Genomic DNA, 19,426 nt, shown 5'->3' with positions numbered 1-19,426 from the left:
CCTCTCAAGCGTCAGGCAGGGCCTGGAACGGGGTTTCCTTGTCGGTGCGCTCTTTGCGGCCGAGGGCGGCGAAGCCGACCTTGACAGCGAAGAACAGCACGCTGAACACCACCACCAGGAACAGCACGGTCAGGCCGGCATTGGTGTAGGCATTGAAGATCACGTGCTGCATCTGCCCGATGTCCTTGGCCGGGGCCAGTACCTGGCCGGCGTCCAGTGCGGTGCTGTACTTCTTGGCCAGGGCCAGGAAGCCGACTGCCGGGTTCGGGTCGAACAGCTTGATCAGGCCGGCGGTGGTGGTGCAGATCAGCAGCCACACGGCCGGCAGCAGGGTGACCCAGACGTAGCGCTGACGCTTCATCTTGATCAGCACCACGGTGCCGAGCATCAGGGCGATACCCGCCAGCATCTGGTTGGAAATGCCGAACAGCGGCCACAGGGTATTGATGCCACCCAGCGGGTCGATCACGCCTTGGTACAACAGGTAGCCCCACAGGGCCACGCAGCCGGCAGTACCGATCAGGTTGGCAGTCCACGATTCGGTGCGCTTGAGCGCCGGCACGAAGCTGCCCAGCAGGTCCTGCAGCATGAAGCGCCCGGCACGGGTGCCGGCGTCCACTGCGGTGAGGATGAACAGCGCCTCGAACAGGATCGCGAAGTGGTACCAGAAGGCCATGGTGTTTTCACCCGGCAGCACCTGGTGCAGGATCTGCGCGATACCCACAGCCAGGGTCGGCGCACCACCGGCACGAGCCAGCACGGTGTGCTCGCCAATGTCGCGGGCAGTGGCCTCGAGTTGCTCAGGGGTGATCAGGAAGCCCCAGCTGCTGACCGTCTGCGCCACCGACGCCACATCGGCACCGACCACCGCGGCTGGGCTGTTCATGGCGAAGTACACGCCTGGCTCGATCACCGAGGCGGCGACCATGGCCATGATGGCAACGAACGATTCCATCAGCATGCCGCCGTAGCCGATGTAGCGAGCGTTGGTTTCGTTGTCCAGCAGCTTCGGCGTGGTCCCCGAGGAGATCAACGCGTGGAAGCCGGACACCGCACCACAGGCGATGGTGATGAACAGGAACGGGAACAGGGTGCCCTTCCACACCGGGCCAGTGCCGTCGGTGAACTGGGTCAGCGCTGGCATCTTCAGCTCGGGCGCGATGATCAGGATACCGATGGCCAGGCCGACGATGGTGCCGATCTTGAGGAAGGTCGACAGGTAGTCACGTGGCGCAAGTACCAGCCATACCGGCAGTACCGCGGCGACGAAACCGTAGCCCACCAGCATCCAGGTGATCTGCACACCGGTAAAGGTAAACGCCGGGCCCCAGGTCGGGTCTGCGGCAATCTGGCCCCCCAGCCAGATCGAAGCCAGCAGCAGCACCACGCCGATGACCGATATCTCACCGATATGGCCCGGACGGATGTAGCGCATGTAGATGCCCATGAACATCGCGATCGGGATGGTCGCCATCACCGTGAACATGCCCCAAGGGCTTTCGGCCAGGGCCTTGACCACGATCAATGCCAGCACCGCAAGGATGATGATCATGATCAGGAAGCAACCGAACAGGGCGATGGTGCCCGGGATGCGGCCCATCTCCTCGCGCACCATGTCGCCCAGCGAGCGGCCGTTGCGGCGGGTGGACAGGAACAGGACCATGAAGTCCTGCACCGCACCGGCCAGCACCACGCCGGCGATCAGCCACAGCGTGCCGGGCAGGTAGCCCATCTGCGCGGCGAGTACCGGGCCGACCAAGGGGCCTGCGCCAGCGATAGCGGCGAAATGGTGACCGAAGAGGATGTGTTTGTTGGTCGGGACGTAGTCCAGGCCGTCGTTGTTGAGCACCGCCGGGGTGGCACGGCGAGGGTCGAGCTGCATCACCTTGGTGGCGATGAACAGGCTGTAGTAACGATAGGCGACCAGGTAGATGGTCACTGCCGCGACCACGATCCACAAGGCATTGATCGCCTCGCCGCGACGCAGGGCAACCACACCCAGCGCACAGGCTCCTATGACTGCCAGCGCCAGCCACGGAATGTGGCGTAGCAGGCTATTATTGTTGTTCATGGTTTGCTTCCAGCTGGTGGATTGGAAAAGACCGCCCAACGAGTCTAGGGCGAGTCATCGCGCATTGCCACACTTGCTTTGGTCTAGAGCCTCTGCGGCCAGATTGCGGTACCTGATGTACATACCACTCTAACTATAGTCAGGATGTCACCTGAGGACCTATGCGAGGATCTAACCCATGAGCGACCACGACGAACGCCGCCGTTTCCAGCGCATCGATTTCGACGCCCCCACCGAGCTGCGCCAGGGCCTGCGACGCTGGCCTGCGAAGCTGCTGGACCTTTCACTCAAGGGTTTGCTGATCGAACGACCGGCCAACTGGGATGTCGACCTGACCCAGGACTTCGATGCCATCATTCACCTGGGCCCCGATGCACGCGTGCAGATGCAGGTTGAACTGCGCCATGAGGAACCAGACCGCCTGGGTTTCATCTGCTTGTACATCGACCTCGATTCGATGAGCCATCTGCACCGTCTTGTGGAATTGAACGTGGCCGACAGCACCGAAATGATGCGTGAGCTGCGCGAACTGATCGAATAATGAAATCTCTTAGCTAGCTAATCGCTTCCCCACCTTTTGTTTCCTGTCTACCCAGACAGCTTTAAGCCTGGGTAGCAGCGTTTTGTACACACCCCTCTAGCACAGCCTCTGACAAGTTGGTACGCCTTCTGCATTGAGCTCTCGCACACCTTGCGGGCGCTCTTGTGCGCGCTCCGATCAAAATATTGTATACAATTCTTGTGGCAATCATTTGTAGGAAGTGTCTACAGTAGCACCACAACAATAAACAGAGAGCCTGCTCCATGACTACGTCCCCTAGCACGTCTCCCGCCAAGCGCCCCGAGGATGAAAACCTCGGCCTTGGTGCCAACCTGGCCTATGGTCTGCAGCATGTGCTGACCATGTACGGGGGGATCGTCGCGGTACCCCTGATCCTGGGGCAGGCCGCGGGCCTGAACGGTGCCGAAATCGGCATGCTGATCGCCGCTTCGTTGTTTGCCGGTGGCCTGGCCACCCTGCTGCAAACCCTCGGTCTGCCGTTCTTCGGCTGCCAGTTGCCGCTGGTGCAGGGCGTTTCGTTCGCCGGTGTGGCAACCATGGGTGCAATCCTCAGCAGCGAGGGCGGCGGTGGCCTGCCGGGCGTGCTAGGTGCGGTCATGGCAGCATCGCTGATCGGCTTTCTGATCACCCCGGTGTTCTCGCGCATCACCAAGTTCTTCCCGCCGCTGGTGACCGGCATCGTCATCACCACCATCGGTCTGACCCTGATGCCCGTGGCCGCTCGCTGGGTGATGGGTGGCAACAGCGCCTCGCCGGAATTCGGCAGCGTGGCCAACATCGGCCTGGCGGCCCTGACCTTCGCCATCGTGCTGCTGCTGAGCAAGCTGGGCAGCGCGGCGATTTCACGCCTGTCGATCCTGCTGGCCATGGTGGTCGGCACCCTGATCGCCTGGGCGCTGGGCATGGCCGACTTCAGCAAGGTCACAGAGGGCCCGATGTTCGCCTTCCCCACGCCGTTCCATTTCGGCATGCCGGAATTCCACATCGCCGCGATCCTGTCGATGTGCATAGTGATCATGGTGACCTTGGTGGAAACCTCGGCCGACATCCTCGCCGTGGGTGAGATCATCGACACCAAGGTCGACTCCAAACGCCTGGGCAATGGCCTGCGCGCCGACATGGCATCGAGCATCCTGGCGCCAATCTTCGGCTCGTTCACCCAGAGCGCGTTCGCCCAGAACGTCGGCCTGGTAGCCGTGACCGGGGTCAAGAGCCGCTACGTGGTGGCCACCGGTGGCTTGATCCTGGTGGTGCTCGGCCTGCTGCCGATCATGGGCCGGGTGATTGCCGCAGTCCCTACTCCGGTACTGGGTGGCGCGGGCATCGTGCTGTTCGGCACCGTGGCAGCCAGCGGTATCCGCACCTTGTCCAAGGTCAGCTACAAGAACAACGTCAACCTGATCATCGTCGCTGCCTCGCTGGGCTTCGGCATGATCCCGATTGCCGCACCGACCTTCTACCACCACTTCCCGAACTGGTTCGAGACCATCTTCCACTCGGGCATCAGCTCGGCGGCGATCATGGCCATCCTGCTGAACCTGATCTTCAACCACTTCACCGCCGGCAACTCGGACCAGCAGTCGGTGTTTGCCGCCGCGTACGAGCGCACCATCCAGTACTCGGACATTTCAGCGCTGCGTGATGGCGACTACTTCAAGGATGGCAAGCTGTTCGATGCCGAGGGTAATGAGGTGCCGATGCTGGAACTGGACGAGCATGGCAATGAAACGGTCAGGCGCAGTGCGGTTGCCGAGCATTGACCGCTGACTGAGCGGTGAGGTGGGGGGCCGATGCGCATCGTCGGCCCCTTTTTCATTTACCTGTACCGGCCTCTTCGCGGGCGCGCCCGCTCCCACAGGGACTGCACAAGTTTCGGAGACTGAGGTGATCCTGTGGGAGCGGGCGTGCCCGCGAAGAGGCCGGTACAGGCGACAAACTATTCGAACAACGCATCCAGAGCCTGCTCCAGCCGGGTAACGGCAATCACCTGCAACCCGGCCGGAGCCTCTTTCGGGGCATTGCCCTTGGGCACGATGGCCCGCTTGAAACCATGCTTGGCGGCCTCCTTCAAACGCTCCTGACCACTGGGCACCGGCCGTACCTCGCCAGACAGGCCGATCTCGCCAAACACCAGCAGGCCATGGGCCAGGGGCCGGTTGCGCAGGCTGGACATCACCGCCGCCAGCAACGCCAGGTCAGAAGCGGTTTCCAGCACCTTCACCCCACCCACCACGTTGAGGAACACGTCCTGGTCATGGGTGGGAATACCGCCGTGGCGGTGCAGCACCGCCAGCAACATTGCCAGGCGATTCTGGTCAAGGCCCAAGGTCACCCGGCGCGGGTTGGCCAGGTGGCTGTCGTCGACCAGCGCCTGCACCTCCACCAGCATCGGCCGGGTGCCTTCCCAGGTGGCCATCACCACGCTGCCCGGTACTTCCTCCTGGGTGCGGTTGAGGAAGATCGCCGAGGGGTTGGACACCTCCTTCAGGCCCCGGTCGGTCATGCCGAACACACCCAGCTCGTTGACTGCGCCAAAGCGGTTCTTGACTGCCCGCAGCAGGCGCAGGCGGCCATCGGACTCGCCCTCGAAATACAGCACGGTGTCGACCATGTGCTCGAGTACCCGCGGGCCGGCCAGCGAGCCTTCCTTGGTCACGTGGCCGACCAGGAAGATCGCCGTACCGCTCTGCTTGGCGTAGCGCACCAGCAACGCCGTGCTTTCGCGCACCTGGGCCACGCCGCCGGGTGCCGATTGCAGCTGCTCGGTGAAAATGGTCTGGATCGAGTCGATCACCATGACCCGCGGTTTTTCGACGCGAGCCGTGGCGATGATGGTCTCGATGCAGGTTTCGGTCATCACCTTGAGCTGGTCCTGGGGCAGGCCCAGGCGCCGGGAGCGCATGGCCACCTGCTGCTGCGACTCCTCGCCGGTGACATACAGCGCCGGCATGCCCACGGCAATGTTGCACAAGGTCTGCAGCAGGATGGTCGATTTGCCGATGCCGGGGTCACCACCGATCAACACCACCGAGCCATCCACCAGGCCACCGCCCAGCACGCGGTCCAGTTCGGTGCTGCTGGTGGTGAAGCGCGGGATCTCCTCGACGCTGACTTCGGCCAGGGTCTTGATCTGCGCCTGCTGCCCGGTCCAGCCGGCACGGCCGGTACTGGGCGCAGCGGCACCGCCGCTTTCGATCATGGTCTCGACCAGGGTGTTCCAGGCCCCGCATTCGCCACACTGGCCGGCCCATTTGGGGAAGGTCGCACCGCACTCGGTGCAGCCATACAAGCGCTTGGCCTTGGCCATGGCTGGGGTCTCCTGGAAAAAAACCGCCATGATAGCCGAGCTGGACGTGCCTCGAACGCCTCGGGATGCGACAAAACTATTCGTTCTAACAGCAGTCTGTGGCCCTGAGCACAACGCATGAAGCGTTTGAGTGGCTTACACTGCGTAAACCTTACCTTTTGTTACAAGGAACCAAACATGGGCATGATCAGTGAATTCAAGGCCTTCGCGGTCAAAGGCAATGTCGTCGACATGGCGGTTGGTATCATCATCGGCGCGGCCTTCGGCAAGATCGTCTCGTCTTTCGTCGGTGACGTGGTCATGCCGCCATTGGGCCTGTTGATCGGTGGCGTGGACTTCAGCGACCTGGCAATTACCCTGAAGGCTGCCGAAGGTGACGTTCCGGCGGTGATGCTGGCGTATGGCAAGTTCATCCAGACCGTGATCGACTTCCTGATCGTGGCCTTTGCCATCTTCATGGGGGTGAAGGCGATCAACCAGCTCAAGCGTGAAGAGGCCGTGGCGCCGACTGCACCGCCTGTGCCGACTGCAGAAGAGACCTTGCTGACCGAGATTCGCGACCTTCTCAAGGCGCAGAACCAGAACCGCTTGCCTTGAGATTGCCGGGGGCTGCCTTGCAGCCCTATCGCGACACAAGGCCGCTCCTACAAGGTTTTTGCATCTCCCAGGAATCGCGGTTCCTGTAGGAGCGGCCTTGTGTCGCGATGGGCCGCAAAGCGGCCCCAACGGCCTTACCAGTAGTTTTCCACAGCCACCTGCCCCGGCCGCTTGCTCAGGCTCAATTGCAGGTCGCGCGCCTTCAGTACCTTGCGCGTCTCATCAATCATCTCCGGGTTGCCACACAGCATCACCCGCGAATGTTCCGGCGACAGTTCCAGCCCCGCCGCCTTCTCCAGCTCGCCATTCTCGATCAGCGTGGTAATCCGCTGGTTCAACGCCCCTGGGTGCTGTTCACGGGTCACCACCGGAATGAACTGCAACTTGCCGGCGAATTCGGACAGGTAATCGCGCTGCTCCAGCCCGGCAATCTCGTCCACATAGGCCAGCTCTTTCGCTTCGCGCACCGAGTACACAAGCTTGATGTTGTCGAAACGCTCCCAGGCCTCGAAGTCCTGCAGGATCGACATGAACGGCGCAATACCAGTACCGGTCGCCAGCAACCACAGGTCACGGCCACCAACGAAGCGGTCGAGGGTAAGGAAGCCGAAGGCCTGGCGGTCGATCAGCAGGGTATCGCCTGCCCCCAGCCGGCTCAGTTCGCTGGTGAACTCCCCGCCTGGCACCACGATGGAGAAAAAATCGAGGTGCTCGTCATGGGGCGCGCTGACCATGGAATAAGCGCGCCACACCACACTGCCTTCAGCCTTGGTCACACCCAGGCGGGCAAACTGGCCGGAACGGAAGCGGAACCCCGCATCGCGCGTAACCCGCAGGCTGAAGAGGTTCGGCGTGAGTGGCTGAACATCGAGCAGGGTCTGGCGGGTGAACTTTTCGGCGCTAGCGGTCATATCGGGCTCCAGGTTTGGCGTGCGCACAGTGTCGCGCAAAGTGACGCGGATAAAAACCACTGCTTTGTAGGGCCTCGTCTGCGGCGATCCTGCCGAAGTCGCATCGGTTCCTGACCGCTATAACAAAAAAATCTCAGCACATTGGTAGGTCCTTTCCTACAATCATGCGGGCACCCAAACGGACTGGACCTGAGGCTCAAGGAGTATTTCAGATGCGCCACTGGAGACCCGAGTATCTTCGTGCGTTCGACGCCGAACGCTGCCCACAGAAGTTGTTCGGCATGGCCGTACATATGGTGCAGGATCTGGGCATGGAGTACTTGGGGTTGAACATTCGCATCCAGATCGCTACGCAAACACCCCACCTGTTCCTGTACAGCAACTACCCCCAAGAATGGATCGAGCGCTACCAGCGCGATGACCTGCACAAGCAGGACCCGGCTGCCGATTTGAGCCACAAATCCACCATGCCTGTGCTATGGACCGATGACCTGTATCGCGGGGCTCCGCTATTTCGTGAAGCTGCCTGCCAGAGCGGTTTGCGCCATGGCTGGACGCAGTCATTGCACGACCAGCAGCACAACGAAAGCCAGATAAGCGTGGCCAGGTCCACCAGGCCCATCAGTATTGTCGAACTCTACAGAAAGGCCGGCAATGTGCAGTGGTTGAGTCACAAACTGCATGAGGTGATCAGCGCACATCACCTCACTGCACTATGCCCGCCGGAGCCGAAACTGAGCGAGCGGGAGCTGGAAGTGCTGAAATGGTCGGCCGCCGGCAAGACCGCCGCCGAGTGCGCCTGCATCCTGTCACTGTCGCAAAGCACGGTGAACTTCCATATCCGCAGTGTCATCACCAAGACCAACGCCGCCAACAAGGCCGGCGCCATCGCCATCGCCGTCATGCGTGGCTGGATCTGACCTTCAAACCTGCGACCTTGGGCAAAGCCCTGTAGAATCGCCCGGCAAAGCCCGGGGCGAACCGCAACGGGCAGTTTCGTACCCGAGCCAGACGCCATGCCCCTGTTGACCACCCCCTACGCCGAACTCGACCTGATCCGCCAGCCGGAACAGGCCAACGACCCGCTGCAGGCTTTCGATGCCGCCGACGAGTACCTGCTTGCGCAGCTGCACGAACAGGCCCCAGGGGCCGACTGCCGGGTGCTGGTGCTCAATGACAGCTTCGGCGCCCTGGCCGCCAGCCTGGCAGGCAAGCTGCAGGTGGTCAGCAGTGGCGATTCGCACCTGGCGCACCTGGCACTGGAAAAGAACCTGGCACGCAATGGCCTGCCGTTCGACAGCGTGCCGTTCGTGCCGGCCAGCGAACATTGGCAAGGCCCGTTCGACCGGGTACTGGTGCGCGTGCCCAAGACCCTGGCCCTGCTCGAAGAACAGCTGATCCGCCTGCAGGGCCACCTGGCACCCGGTGCGCAGGTGATTGCCGGGGCGATGATAAAGCACCTGCCACGGGCGGCCGGAGACCTGATGGAGAAGTACATCGGCCCGGTGCAAGCCTCGCTGGCGCAGAAAAAGGCCCGCTTGCTGACCGCGACGGTGGCCGAACGGCCGGTCGCCCGCTCGCCCTACCCTAGCCGCTACCGCCTCGACGCGCCGGCGCTGGAGCTGCTCAACCACGCCAACGTGTTCTGCCGGGAGGGGCTCGATATCGGCACGCGGGCGTTCCTGCCGCACCTGCCCCGCGAATTGGGCCGCGCGCGGGTGGCGGACCTGGGCTGCGGCAACGGCGTGCTGGCGATAGCCAGCGCCCTGGCCAACCCGGATGCCCAGTACACCCTGGTCGACGAGTCGTACATGGCGGTGCAATCGGCGCGGGAGAACTGGCAGGCCGCGCTGGGCGAGCGCCCGGCGGTGTTCGAGGCAGCCGATGGGTTGGCGGGGGTAGAGAAGCAGTCGCTGGACGTGGTGCTGTGCAACCCGCCGTTCCACCAGCAGCAGGTGGTGGGCGATTTCCTCGCCTGGCGCATGTTCCAGCAGGCGCGTGAGGCGTTGGTGGTGGGCGGGGCGCTGTATATCGTGGGTAACCGGCACCTGGGCTATCACAGCAAGCTGGCGCGGTTGTTCCGGGGGGTGGAACAGGTGGCGGCAACGCCCAAGTTCGTTATCCTGAAAGCCCGCAAGTAAGCCTGTACCGGCCCTATCACCGGCAAGCCAGCTCTCATAGAACAACACATGACTCATTGGTTCGGCGAGGTTCTGTAGGAGCAGCCTTGTGCTGCGAAGAGGCCGGTACTGACAAAGCCTGTCTGTTGCTTGTACCGGCCTCTTCGCAGCACAAGGCTGCTCCTACAAAGGCCGCGTCAAACGAGCGATATTTGTTCTCTGCGCGACAGCGCAGCCCAAAAGGGCTGGGTAATCTCCCACAGGTACTGCACTGCATTCAAGGACAGTGACTTACCTGTGGGAGCTGGCTTGCCGGCGATAGGGCCAGAGCAGGCTTACCTCAATGGGTGGTCAGCCCCGCAGCCCCCATGAACAGGCGCATCACGTAGGCCGCCACGCCCAGGGCCGCCACGCTCATCGCCCAGATCAGCAGCAGCCAGCCCAACCGCTGCCACAGGGGTTTCTTCTCCTCCAAGCCAGGCTTGCCGGTCATCATGCAGCCCTCCTAGTGATAGCCGTCTTCATGGGTCACCTTGCCGCGGAACACGTAGTAGCTCCAGAAGGTATACATGAGGATGAACGGCAGGATGAACAGTGTGCCCACCAGCATGAAGCCCTGGCTCTGCGGTGGCGCCGCGGCATCCCAGATCGAGATCGATGGCGGGATGATGTTCGGCCACAGACTGATGCCCAGGCCGCTGTAGCCGAGGAAGATCAGCACCAACGTCAGCAGGAACGGCGTGTAGTGCGCATTGCGCGCCACCGCCTTGAGCAACCCGTAGAAGGTTACCAGCACCAGGATCGGCACTGGCATGAACCAGACCAGATTAGGCATGCTGAACCAGCGCTCGGCGATCTGCGGGTAGGCGATCGGTGTCCACAGGCTGACAATGCCGATCACCACCAGCAGCACCAGCGCCAGCGGCCGGGCAATGTCGTGCATCTTCTGCTGCAGCGCCCCTTCGGTCTTCATGATCAGCCAAGTGCAGCCCAGCAGGGTGTAGGCAACGATCAGCCCCAGGCCACAGAACAGGCTGAACGGGGTCAGCCAGTCAAGGGTGCCACCGGCGAAATGCCGGTCGACCACCTTGAAACCTTCGAGGAACGCACCCAGCGCCACGCCCTGGAAGAAGGTGGCGATCAACGAGCCCCAGATGAACGCCTTGTCCCAGATGTGGCGCTTGTCGGCCTTGGCCTTGAAGCGGAACTCGAAGGCCACGCCGCGGAAGATCAGACCGATCAGCATCAGGATCAATGGCAGGTACAGGGCCTCCAGCACTACCGAGTAAGCCATCGGGAACGCCCCGAACAGCCCGGCACCGCCCAGCACCAGCCAGGTCTCGTTACCATCCCAAACGGGGGCGACGGTGTTCATCATCACATCACGGTCATGCTCGCCCTTGACGAACGGGAAGAGCATGCCGATCCCCAGGTCGAAACCATCCATCACCACGTACATCATGACGCCGAAGATAATGATCACGGCCCAGATCAGCGGAAGGTCGATACCCATGGCTCAGTTCCCCTTGCTCAGGCTGGCGGAGTTGGCCTCTCGGCCATCATCGGCGGCGGACAGCGGTCGCGCCGGCGTGCGTTTGGTGCCAGGGCCACCAGGGTTGTGCTCGTCTCCCTCACCGGTCCGCGGCCCTTTGCGCACCAGGCGCATCATGTAGCCAAGGCCGGTGCCGAACAGGGCGAAGTACACGACCACGAAGGCCACCAGGGTGAAGCCGAGCTGGGCGTAGCTATGGTTGGACACACCGTCTGCGGTGCGCATCAGGCCATACACCACCCAAGGCTGGCGGCCGATTTCGGTGGTGAACCAGCCGGCCAGCAGCGCGATCAACCCGGAAGGGCCCATCCACAGGGCCACGTACAGGAACGGCCGCGAGGTGTAAAGCGTGCCGCGCTTGCGCAGCCAGAGGCTCCACAGGCCGACGAAGATCATCAGGAAACCCAGCCCGACCATGATCCGGAACGACCAGAAGACGATGGTCGAGTTGGGCCGGTCTTCGGGCGGAAACTCCTTCATCGCCGGCACCTGCTTGTCCAGGCTGTGGGTCAGGATCAGGCTGCCGAGTGCCGGGATCTCGAGCTTGAAGCGGGTGGTTTCGGCCTGCATGTCGGGGATGCCGAACAAGATCAGCGGGGTCGGCTCGCCGGGCACGTTCTCCCAGTGGCCTTCGATCGCGGCAATTTTCACCGGCTGGTGCTTGAGCGTGTTCAGGCCATGGAAGTCACCGATCACCGCCTGGATCGGGGCGACGATCAGCGCCATCCACATGGCCATCGACAGCATCTTGCGCACGGCCGGGTTGTCACGCCCGCGCAGCAGGTGCCAGGCCGCCGAGGCACCGACGAAGAACGCGGTGGAAACGAACGCGGCAGTGGCCATGTGCATCAGGCGGTAGGGGAACGAGGGGTTGAATACCACTGCCAGCCAGTCCACCGGCACAACCCGGCCGTCGATGATCTCGTGACCTTGCGGGGTCTGCATCCAACTGTTGGAGGCGAGGATCCAGAAGGTCGAGACCAAGGTGCCGAGCGCCACCATCACCGTGGAGAAGAAGTGCAGGCCACGGCCGACACGGTTCCAGCCAAACAGCATGACCCCCAGGAAGCCAGCCTCGAGGAAGAACGCGGTCAATACCTCGTAGGTGAGCAGCGGGCCGGTGATAGCGCCGGCGAAGTCGGAGAAACGACTCCAGTTGGTACCGAACTGGTAGGCCATGACCAGGCCGGAGACCACCCCCATGCCGAAGTTGACGGCGAAGATTTTCGACCAGAAGTGATAGAGGTCACGGTAGACCTGGTTGTTGGTCCGCAGCCAGAGGCCTTCGAGGACTGCCAGGTAGCTCGCCAGGCCAATGGTGATGGCCGGGAACAGGATATGGAACGACACGGTAAAGGCAAACTGCATTCGGGCGAGCTCTAAGGCCTCTATTCCGAACATGGTGCTTCCTCTTCAGATAATCCGGCGTCCGGGCCGCTGGCCCCGTCGCCCACTGCCCCCACGGTAGTCGAGTGCGGCGCGTTGGAATTGTTCTGTTCGATCGCAGGGATTTCGGCCCAAGGGCCCGATCGTTACATCTGGAACGATTGACCCAGATCAACGATTGCTAGGAAGCATAGTCCTGAATGGCCCGCCGGGCCGTGTGGTTGATTGCCGCGTGACCGGTTGCCCCACCCCCTTCCACGCCGCATGAAAAAGTGCCGACCCCAGCAAACAGTAACCGTTTGTTACAAACAGATGATACGCTGCGCCCCCCTCTACTGCGCCGAGGCCCCTGGTTTCCGATGTCCGATTCCGAACCGCAGTTGTTGCGTCACCACCGCCCTTTCCTGGCCTTCTGGCTGGCCCGCGTGTTCACCGCCAGCGGCTTCCAGATGCTCACCGTGGCAATCGGCTGGCACCTCTACCAGCTGACCGGCAATGTGCTGGACCTGGGCTTGGTCGGCCTGGTCGAATTCGCCCCACGGGTGCTGTTCATGCTGCATACCGGGCATGTCGCCGACCGCTATGACCGGCGCAAGGTCGCTGCGCTGTGCCAGAGCCTGCAGGGACTGATAGCCCTGGCATTGGCGCTTGGCAGTGCCACCGACAACGTCACCCGCGAGCTGATCTTCGCCCTCGCCTTCCTGCTCGGTGCCACGCGTTCGTTCGAAATGCCGGCGACCCAGGCGCTGCTGCCCAACGTGGTACCGGCCGGGCTGTTCCCACGCGCGGTGGCAGCTTCGGCCTCGGCCACCCAGTCGGCAACCATCGTGGCTCCGGCGGTGGGCGGCTTCCTGTATGCCTTCGGCAGCATCTGGGTATACGGCCCCACCGTGGCCCTTTACGCCATCGCCTGCGTGCTGACCCTGAGCCTGCAGGCACGCGGCCAGGTGGCACAGCGCGGGCGCGCCAGCATCGAATCGCTGCTGGCCGGCATCCGCTTCATTCGCAGCCGGCCGGACATCCTCGGCGCCATCTCGCTGGACCTGTTCGCCGTACTGCTGGGCGGGGCCACCGCACTGCTGCCGGTGTTCGCCAAGGACATCCTGCTGACCGGCCCGCTGGGCCTCGGCCTGCTGCGCTCTGCGCCAGCGGTGGGGGCGTTGCTGATGTCGCTGTGGCTGGCGCGCTTCCCGTTCGAGCGCAATGTGGGGCGGACCATGTTCACGGCAGTGGGCGTGTTCGGCGTGGCGACCATTGCCTTCGGCCTGTCGACCTCGTTCTGGTTCTCGCTGGCAGTGCTGGTGGTGCTGGGCGCGGCGGACATGATCAGCATGGTCATCCGCGGCGCTTTCGTGCAGTTGGAGACGCCGGATGAAATGCGCGGGCGGGTGAGTGCGGTGAACGGCTTGTTCATTGGTGCCTCGAATCAGCTCGGCGAGTTCGAATCGGGGGTGACCGCGCACTGGTTTGGCACAGTGCCGGCTGTGGTGCTGGGTGGGGTGGGCACTTTGGTGGTGACTGGGGTGTGGATAAAGCTGTTCCCGACACTGGCCAAGCGAGATCGATTGCATAACGGTTGATCGTAGGCCTGTTCTGGCCCTATCGCCGGCAAGCCAGCTCCCACCGGTACACCACAGTTTCCGAACCCTGTGCAGTACTTGTGGGAGCTGGCTTGCCGGCGATAGGGCCGGTACAGGCTATAGAGAACCCATTCCCCAACGGCCATAGGCCCCCGCCGAGCATGCTGGTATGATGCGCGGCTTTTTTCCGCCCCACACAAAACCACGGCAACCGGTACGGTCTGTGCTTTGCTGATGGGGTCGATATATTCATGGCGCCGGGGGCGCCTTGGGGAGCGGGCATGCTGGAAAGGCTGTTTCAACTAAAAGCACACAACACCAATGTGCGCACCGAGATTCTCGCGGGCGTCACCACCTTCCTGGCCATGGCCTACATCCTGTTCGTCAACCCGAGCATCCTCGGCGAGACCGGCATGGACAAGGGCGCGATCTTCGTCGCCACCTGCCTGGCCGCGGCCATCGGCTCGGTGACCATGGGCCTGATCGCCAACTACCCGATCGCCCTGGCGCCGGGCATGGGCCTGAACGCGTTCTTCACCTACACCGTGGTCCTGCACATGGGCCACACCTGGCAGGTGGCACTGGGCGCGGTATTCCTGTCGGCGGTGATGTTCTTCCTGCTGTCGATCTTCCGCATCCGCGAATGGATCGTGAACAGCATCCCGCTGCCGCTGCGTTCGGCCATTGCCGCGGGTATCGGCCTGTTCCTGGCACTGATCGCCCTGCATAACGCAGGCATCGTCGTGGATAACCCAGCCACCCTGGTGGGCCTGGGTGACCTCAAGCAGCCAGCACCGATCCTCGCCACCCTGGGCTTCTTCCTGATCGTCGGCCTTGAGTCGCTGAAAGTGCGCGGCGCCGTGTTGATCGGCATTCTCGCCGTGACCATCGCCTCGATCCTGATGGGTGTGACCCCCTTCGGCGGCGTGGTGTCCATGCCGCCCTCGCTGGCCCCGACCTTCCTGCAACTGGACATCGCCGGCGCGCTGGACGTGGGCCTGGTCAGCGTGATCTTCGCCTTCCTGTTCGTCGACCTGTTCGACAACTCCGGCACCCTGATCGGTGTGGCCAAGCGCGCCGGGCTGATGGGCAAGGACGGCCACATGCCGAAAATGGGCCGTGCCCTGATCGCCGACAGTACCGCCGCCATGGCCGGTTCCCTGCTGGGCACCTCGACCACTACCAGCTACATCGAATCCGCAGCGGGCGTGAGCGCCGGTGGCCGCACCGGCCTGACCGCCATCGTGGTCGCCGTGCTGTTCCTGCTGGCGCTGTTCTTCGCCCCGCTGGCCGGTAGCGTGCCGGCCTTCGCCACCGCCCCGGCGCTGCTGTTCGTCGCGGTGCTGATGGCCTCGGGCCTGGCGGAAATAAACTGGGACGACGTCACCGAAGCCGCACCGGTGGTAGTGACCGCCCTGGCCATGCCGCTGACCTACTCGATCGCCAACGGCATCGCCTTCGGCTTCATTTCCTGGACCGCCGTCAAGCTGATCTCCGGCCGCCACCGCGACCTGAACCCGGCCCTGGTGATCCTTTCCATCCTGTTCGTCATCAAGCTGGGCTGGTTCAACGCATGAGTGCTGCTTTCGACCCCTCCTCCTACACCACCCAGCTGGACGCCAAGGTGGCCCGGCTGCGCGAGCTGCTGGCGCCGTTCGGCGCGCCGGAGCCGGCTGTTTTCGACTCGCCGCGCGAGCATTACCGCCTGCGCGCCGAATTCCGCCTGTGGCGCGAGGATGGCCAGCGCCACTACGCCATGTTCGCCCCGGGCGAGAAGCACAAGGCGATCCTGATCGAGGACTTCCCTATCGCCAGCCAGCGCATCAATGCACTGATGCCGCGCCTGAAGGCGGCCTGGCAGGCCAGCGAGGAATTGGGCAACCGCCTGTTCCAGGTGGAGTTCCTTACCACCCTGGCTGGCGATGCCATGGTCACCCTGTGCTACCACCGCCCGCTGGACGAGGCGTGGGAAACGGCCGCACGGCAGCTGGCCGAAGACCTGGGCGTCAGCATTATCGGCCGCTCCAAGGGCAAACGCCTGGTCATCGGCCGTGACTACGCGGTGGAAAACCTCGAAGTCGCTGGCCGTGTGTTCAGCTACCGCCAGCCGGAAGGCGCGTTCACCCAGCCCAACGGCGCGGTGAACCAGAAGATGCTGAGCTGGGCCTTCGAGGCCATGGGTGAACGCAAGGACGACCTTCTGGAGCTTTACTGCGGCAACGGCAACTTCACTCTGCCGCTGGCCACCCGCGTGCGCCAGGTGCTGGCCACGGAAATCAGCAAGACCTCGGTCAATGCCGCGCTGAGCAACCTCGACGAGAACGCTGTAGATAACGTGCGGCTGGTGCGCCTGTCGGCAGAAGAGCTGACCCAGGCGCTGAATGAGGTGCGGCCGTTCCGCCGGCTGGAAGGCATCGACCTTAAGAGCTACGAGTTCGGTACGGTGTTCGTCGACCCGCCGCGGGCGGGGATGGACCCGGATACCTGCGAGCTGACCCGGCGTTTCGAGCGGATCCTGTACATCTCGTGCAACCCGGAGACGCTGGCGGCGAACATTGCCCAGCTGCAGGACACTCACCGCATCGAGCGGTGTGCGTTGTTTGACCAGTTCCCGTATACCCACCATATGGAGAGTGGGGTTTTGCTGGTTCGGCGCTGACCTTCAGATCGCCGGGGCTGCTTTGCAGCCCATCGCGACACAAGGCCGCTCCTACAGGAGGAACGCGATTCCCTGTAGGAGCGGCCTTGTGTCGCGATGGGCCGCAAAGCGGCCCCCGAAGTCCAACTCAGAAGTCGAAGAACACCGTCTCCCCTTCCCCCTGAATACGGATATCGAAGCGATATGCCGTCTTCCCGTCCACCTCGCAACGCTTGGCCACCAGGGTCTCGCGCCGCTGCGGCTGCTCGATCAGGTTGAGCACCGGGCACTTGGCATTGGCCTCGGCCTCGTCATCGAAATACAGCCGCGTGTGCAGGTGGATGTTGATCCCCCGGGCAAACAGGCTGATGTTGATGTGCGGCGCCATCGGCACGCCCGCAGCGTTGTTCACCACACCCGGCTTGACCGTGTGCAGGGTCCATTCACCTGCATCGAAGGTGGTGGCAGTGCGGCCAAAGCTGTTGAAGGCGTTTTCCAGGTTGTAGGCATCCTGGTACTCGCCGTTGGCATCGGCTTGCCACACTTCCAGGAACGAATCGCGCACCAGGTGGCCGTTACCGTCATACACCTGGCCGATCAGCAGGATGTGCTCGCCCGGCGCGTCCGGCTTGGCCAGGCGGTTCCAGATTTCCTGGTCGCGGGTCGGGTTGCCGGCCGCTTCCAGGGCCAGGCCGATGTGTACGTAGGGGCCGGCGGTCTGCGAAGGGGTTTCCGGCAGCAGTTCGATTGGCATGGCGGGGTCCTCAGCAGTTTTCGAAGTGGGTCTTGCGCTGGCCGCGCAGCACGATGTCGAAGCGGTAGGCCAGGCAGTCCATCGGGTTGGCGTTGCTCATGTCGAGCTTGGCGATCAACTGCTGCACGGCTTGCGGGTTGGCGATCGACTTGACGATCGGGCACATCGGGATCAGCGGGTCACCCTCGAAGTACAGCTGGGTAATCAGCTTGGTGGCGATCGAAGGGCCGCTGATGGCGAAGTGGATGTGCGCCGGGCGCCAGTCGTTCGGGCCGTTGCGCCATGGGTACGGGCCCGGCTTGATGGTGCGGAAGCTGTAATAGCCATCACGGTCGGTCAGGCAGCGGCCGACGCCACCGAAGTTCGGGTCCAGTGGCGCCAGGTAGCGGTCGTTCTTGTGACGGTAGCGGCCGCCGGCGTTGGCTTGCCACATTTCCACCAGGGTGTTCGGCACAGGCTTGCCGTACTGGTCGACGACACGGCCGGCAACGATGATGCGCTCGCCAATCGGCAAGCCGCCGTTGTTGAAGTTCAGCAACAGGTCATGGTCATGGGCGCCGAAGCCCAGGTGGGAAAAGTCCGGGCCGGTGGTTTCGCTGATCGACTGCGGGATGCTGACCAGTGCCTGGCGTGGCGAACGGGCAATGGACGTCTTGTAGTCAGGCGTAAGAGCTTTCGGGTGCCAGTTGCGATCACGGATCACGAAGCGGCTGTTGTCCTGGGCGGGCATGCCGGTTTCCTCTCTTGGAATTATGGAAATGCGCGGGGGGATTATTTGAAACCCTGTCGCGGGCAAGCCCGCTCCCACATGCAGTTTCAGGCAGGTAGCGCGCAATGAATATTGAAATCAGCCACATCAAACATAACCATTTGGTTATGCATAAGCACCTTGGCCTGACACTCGCCGCTGTCGTGGACTAATCTTTGTCTTCTTGTTTCACGCTCCGGAGAGCATTCATGGATTGGCGAAAAGGTCGACGCAGCGACAATGTGGTCGATGCCCGAGGCGAAGGTGGTGGCGGCGGCATGCGTTTCGGCGGCGGCAAGGGGCTGGGGCTTGGTGCGGTGCTGCTGATTGTCGGCATCGGCTGGCTCACCGGCCAGGACCCGTTGCAGATTCTTGGCCAGCTCGCCGGCCAGATGGAGCAACAACAACAGCAGGCACCGAGCAGCGCGGGCGGCAAGGCGCCGCCGGCCAACGACCAGCAGGCCGAGTTCGTCGCCTCGATCCTGGGCGATACCGAAGACACCTGGAAAGCCCTGTTCGCCGAGGGCGGCAAGCAGTACCGCGACCCCAAGCTGGTGCTGTTCAGCGGCCAGGTCAATTCGGCCTGTGGCTTTGCCTCGGCGGCGGTGGGGCCGTTCTACTGCCCGGCAGACCAACGGGTCTACCTGGACATGTCGTTCTTCCGCGAAATGGAAACCCGCTTCGCCGCCGCCGGCGACTTTGCCCAGGCCTACGTGATCGCCCACGAAATCGGCCATCACGTGCAGACCCTGCTGGGCGTGTCGGCCAAGGTCGATGCTGCGCGCCGCAGCGGCCAGCGCATGGAAGGCGACAATGGCCTGCTGGTGCGTCAGGAACTGCAGGCCGACTGCCTGGCCGGTGTATGGGCCTACCAGGCGCAGAAGCGCCTGAACTGGCTGGAGCCGGGCGACGTCGAAGAGGCCCTGAACGCGGCCAATGCCATCGGCGATGACCGCCTGCAGCAGCAAGGCCGCGGGCGCGTGGTACCAGACTCGTTCACCCACGGCACCTCAGCGCAACGGGTGCGCTGGTTCAAGACCGGGTTTGCCGAGGGTGAGGTGAACCGCTGCGATACCTTCAGCGCGCGCAACCTTTGAATAGCTTCCAAAACCGACGCGATCCCTGTAGGAGCGGCTTTAGCCGCGAACACCGGCAAAGCCGGTGCCATCCACCGCGAAGGGCTGCAAGGCAGCCCCAATC

17 protein-coding genes are annotated in these 19,426 nt (G+C 63.2%); 9 read left to right on the top strand and 8 right to left on the bottom strand.

Annotated features, from left to right (window positions below; all coding sequences use genetic code 11):
• Positions 1-4: 4 nt before the first annotated feature.
• Positions 5-2,071 (bottom strand): carbon starvation CstA family protein, encoded by a 2,067-nt coding sequence (locus tag CAG18_RS12720; protein ID WP_085720986.1) that lies wholly within the window; start codon positions 2,069-2,071, stop codon positions 5-7.
• Between the two features lie 178 nt (positions 2,072-2,249).
• Between CAG18_RS12720 and CAG18_RS12715 the strand changes: the two genes are divergently transcribed.
• Entirely contained in the window at positions 2,250-2,612 is a 363-nt protein-coding gene (locus tag CAG18_RS12715) for a PilZ domain-containing protein (RefSeq protein ID WP_013974212.1), read from the top strand.
• Positions 2,613-2,875: 263 nt separating this feature from the next.
• Entirely contained in the window at positions 2,876-4,393 is a 1,518-nt protein-coding gene (locus CAG18_RS12710; protein WP_013974213.1) for a nucleobase:cation symporter-2 family protein, read from the top strand.
• 176 nt (positions 4,394-4,569) lie between these two features.
• Here the strand turns inward: CAG18_RS12710 and radA are convergent, their stop codons facing one another.
• Positions 4,570-5,940: a DNA repair protein RadA gene (gene radA, locus CAG18_RS12705; RefSeq protein ID WP_015271795.1), complete on the bottom strand. Its 1,371-nt coding sequence runs from the start codon at positions 5,938-5,940 to the stop codon at positions 4,570-4,572.
• A 177-nt stretch (positions 5,941-6,117) separates the two neighbouring features.
• On the opposite strand from radA, the gene mscL reads away from it, so the two are divergent.
• Positions 6,118-6,537 carry a large-conductance mechanosensitive channel protein MscL gene (gene mscL, locus CAG18_RS12700; protein ID WP_015271796.1) on the top strand — a complete coding sequence of 140 codons (420 nt, stop codon included), beginning with the start codon at positions 6,118-6,120 and terminating at the stop codon, positions 6,535-6,537.
• A 134-nt stretch (positions 6,538-6,671) separates the two neighbouring features.
• On the opposite strand, the gene CAG18_RS12695 is transcribed toward mscL, so the two are convergent.
• Positions 6,672-7,448: a ferredoxin--NADP reductase gene (locus tag CAG18_RS12695; RefSeq protein ID WP_085720985.1), complete on the bottom strand. Its 777-nt coding sequence runs from the start codon at positions 7,446-7,448 to the stop codon at positions 6,672-6,674.
• Between the two features lie 212 nt (positions 7,449-7,660).
• Between CAG18_RS12695 and CAG18_RS12690 the strand changes: the two genes are divergently transcribed.
• Positions 7,661-8,368: an autoinducer binding domain-containing protein gene (locus CAG18_RS12690; protein ID WP_085720984.1), complete on the top strand. Its 708-nt coding sequence runs from the start codon at positions 7,661-7,663 to the stop codon at positions 8,366-8,368.
• 96 nt (positions 8,369-8,464) lie between these two features.
• Positions 8,465-9,589 carry a methyltransferase gene (locus CAG18_RS12685; protein ID WP_015271799.1) on the top strand — a complete coding sequence of 375 codons (1,125 nt, stop codon included), beginning with the start codon at positions 8,465-8,467 and terminating at the stop codon, positions 9,587-9,589.
• Between the two features lie 319 nt (positions 9,590-9,908).
• Here the strand turns inward: CAG18_RS12685 and CAG18_RS12680 are convergent, their stop codons facing one another.
• From CAG18_RS12680 to CAG18_RS12670, 3 genes are read right to left on the bottom strand one after another with little or no spacing between them, the layout of a single operon-like run.
• On the bottom strand, positions 9,909-10,064 hold the full coding sequence (locus CAG18_RS12680) for a DUF2474 domain-containing protein (protein WP_013974218.1): 156 nt from the start codon (positions 10,062-10,064) through the stop codon (positions 9,909-9,911).
• Positions 10,065-10,073: 9 nt separating this feature from the next.
• The gene (cydB, locus tag CAG18_RS12675; RefSeq protein ID WP_015271800.1) at positions 10,074-11,081 is read right to left on the bottom strand and encodes a cytochrome d ubiquinol oxidase subunit II; all 1,008 of its coding nucleotides are present in this window, start codon (positions 11,079-11,081) and stop codon (positions 10,074-10,076) included.
• Between the two features lie 3 nt (positions 11,082-11,084).
• Entirely contained in the window at positions 11,085-12,521 is a 1,437-nt protein-coding gene (locus CAG18_RS12670; protein WP_015271801.1) for a cytochrome ubiquinol oxidase subunit I, read from the bottom strand.
• Positions 12,522-12,865: 344 nt separating this feature from the next.
• Between CAG18_RS12670 and CAG18_RS12665 the strand changes: the two genes are divergently transcribed.
• From CAG18_RS12665 to trmA, 3 genes are all read left to right on the top strand, one after another.
• The gene (locus tag CAG18_RS12665) at positions 12,866-14,086 is read left to right on the top strand and encodes an MFS transporter (RefSeq protein WP_013974221.1); all 1,221 of its coding nucleotides are present in this window, start codon (positions 12,866-12,868) and stop codon (positions 14,084-14,086) included.
• A gap of 281 nt (positions 14,087-14,367) precedes the next feature.
• Positions 14,368-15,663 carry an NCS2 family permease gene (locus tag CAG18_RS12660; RefSeq protein ID WP_015271803.1) on the top strand — a complete coding sequence of 432 codons (1,296 nt, stop codon included), beginning with the start codon at positions 14,368-14,370 and terminating at the stop codon, positions 15,661-15,663.
• Complete coding sequence (trmA, locus tag CAG18_RS12655; protein ID WP_085720983.1) at positions 15,660-16,745, top strand: tRNA (uridine(54)-C5)-methyltransferase TrmA; 1,086 nt, start codon at positions 15,660-15,662, stop codon at positions 16,743-16,745. Before CAG18_RS12660 ends, trmA begins: the two co-directional genes overlap by 4 nt.
• Positions 16,746-16,872: 127 nt before the next feature.
• On the opposite strand, the gene pcaG is transcribed toward trmA, so the two are convergent.
• Positions 16,873-17,478 (bottom strand): protocatechuate 3,4-dioxygenase subunit alpha, encoded by a 606-nt coding sequence (gene pcaG, locus CAG18_RS12650; protein ID WP_015271805.1) that lies wholly within the window; start codon positions 17,476-17,478, stop codon positions 16,873-16,875.
• Positions 17,479-17,488: 10 nt separating this feature from the next.
• On the bottom strand, positions 17,489-18,208 hold the full coding sequence (pcaH, locus tag CAG18_RS12645) for a protocatechuate 3,4-dioxygenase subunit beta (protein WP_003251597.1): 720 nt from the start codon (positions 18,206-18,208) through the stop codon (positions 17,489-17,491).
• A gap of 227 nt (positions 18,209-18,435) precedes the next feature.
• Here pcaH and CAG18_RS12640 point away from each other — a divergent pair, with 227 nt between their 5' ends.
• A complete protein-coding gene (locus CAG18_RS12640; protein ID WP_015271806.1) occupies positions 18,436-19,323 on the top strand; it encodes a neutral zinc metallopeptidase in 888 nt (295 codons plus the stop codon).
• The last annotated feature ends 103 nt before the right edge of the window (positions 19,324-19,426 follow it).

The sequence above is a fragment of the Pseudomonas sp. B22(2017) genome, assembly GCF_002113105.1.
Lineage (GTDB): Bacteria > Pseudomonadota > Gammaproteobacteria > Pseudomonadales > Pseudomonadaceae > Aquipseudomonas > Aquipseudomonas asiatica.
Note: the sequence above shows the minus strand (reverse complement) of the source record. Positions and strands in the feature narration are given on the sequence as shown.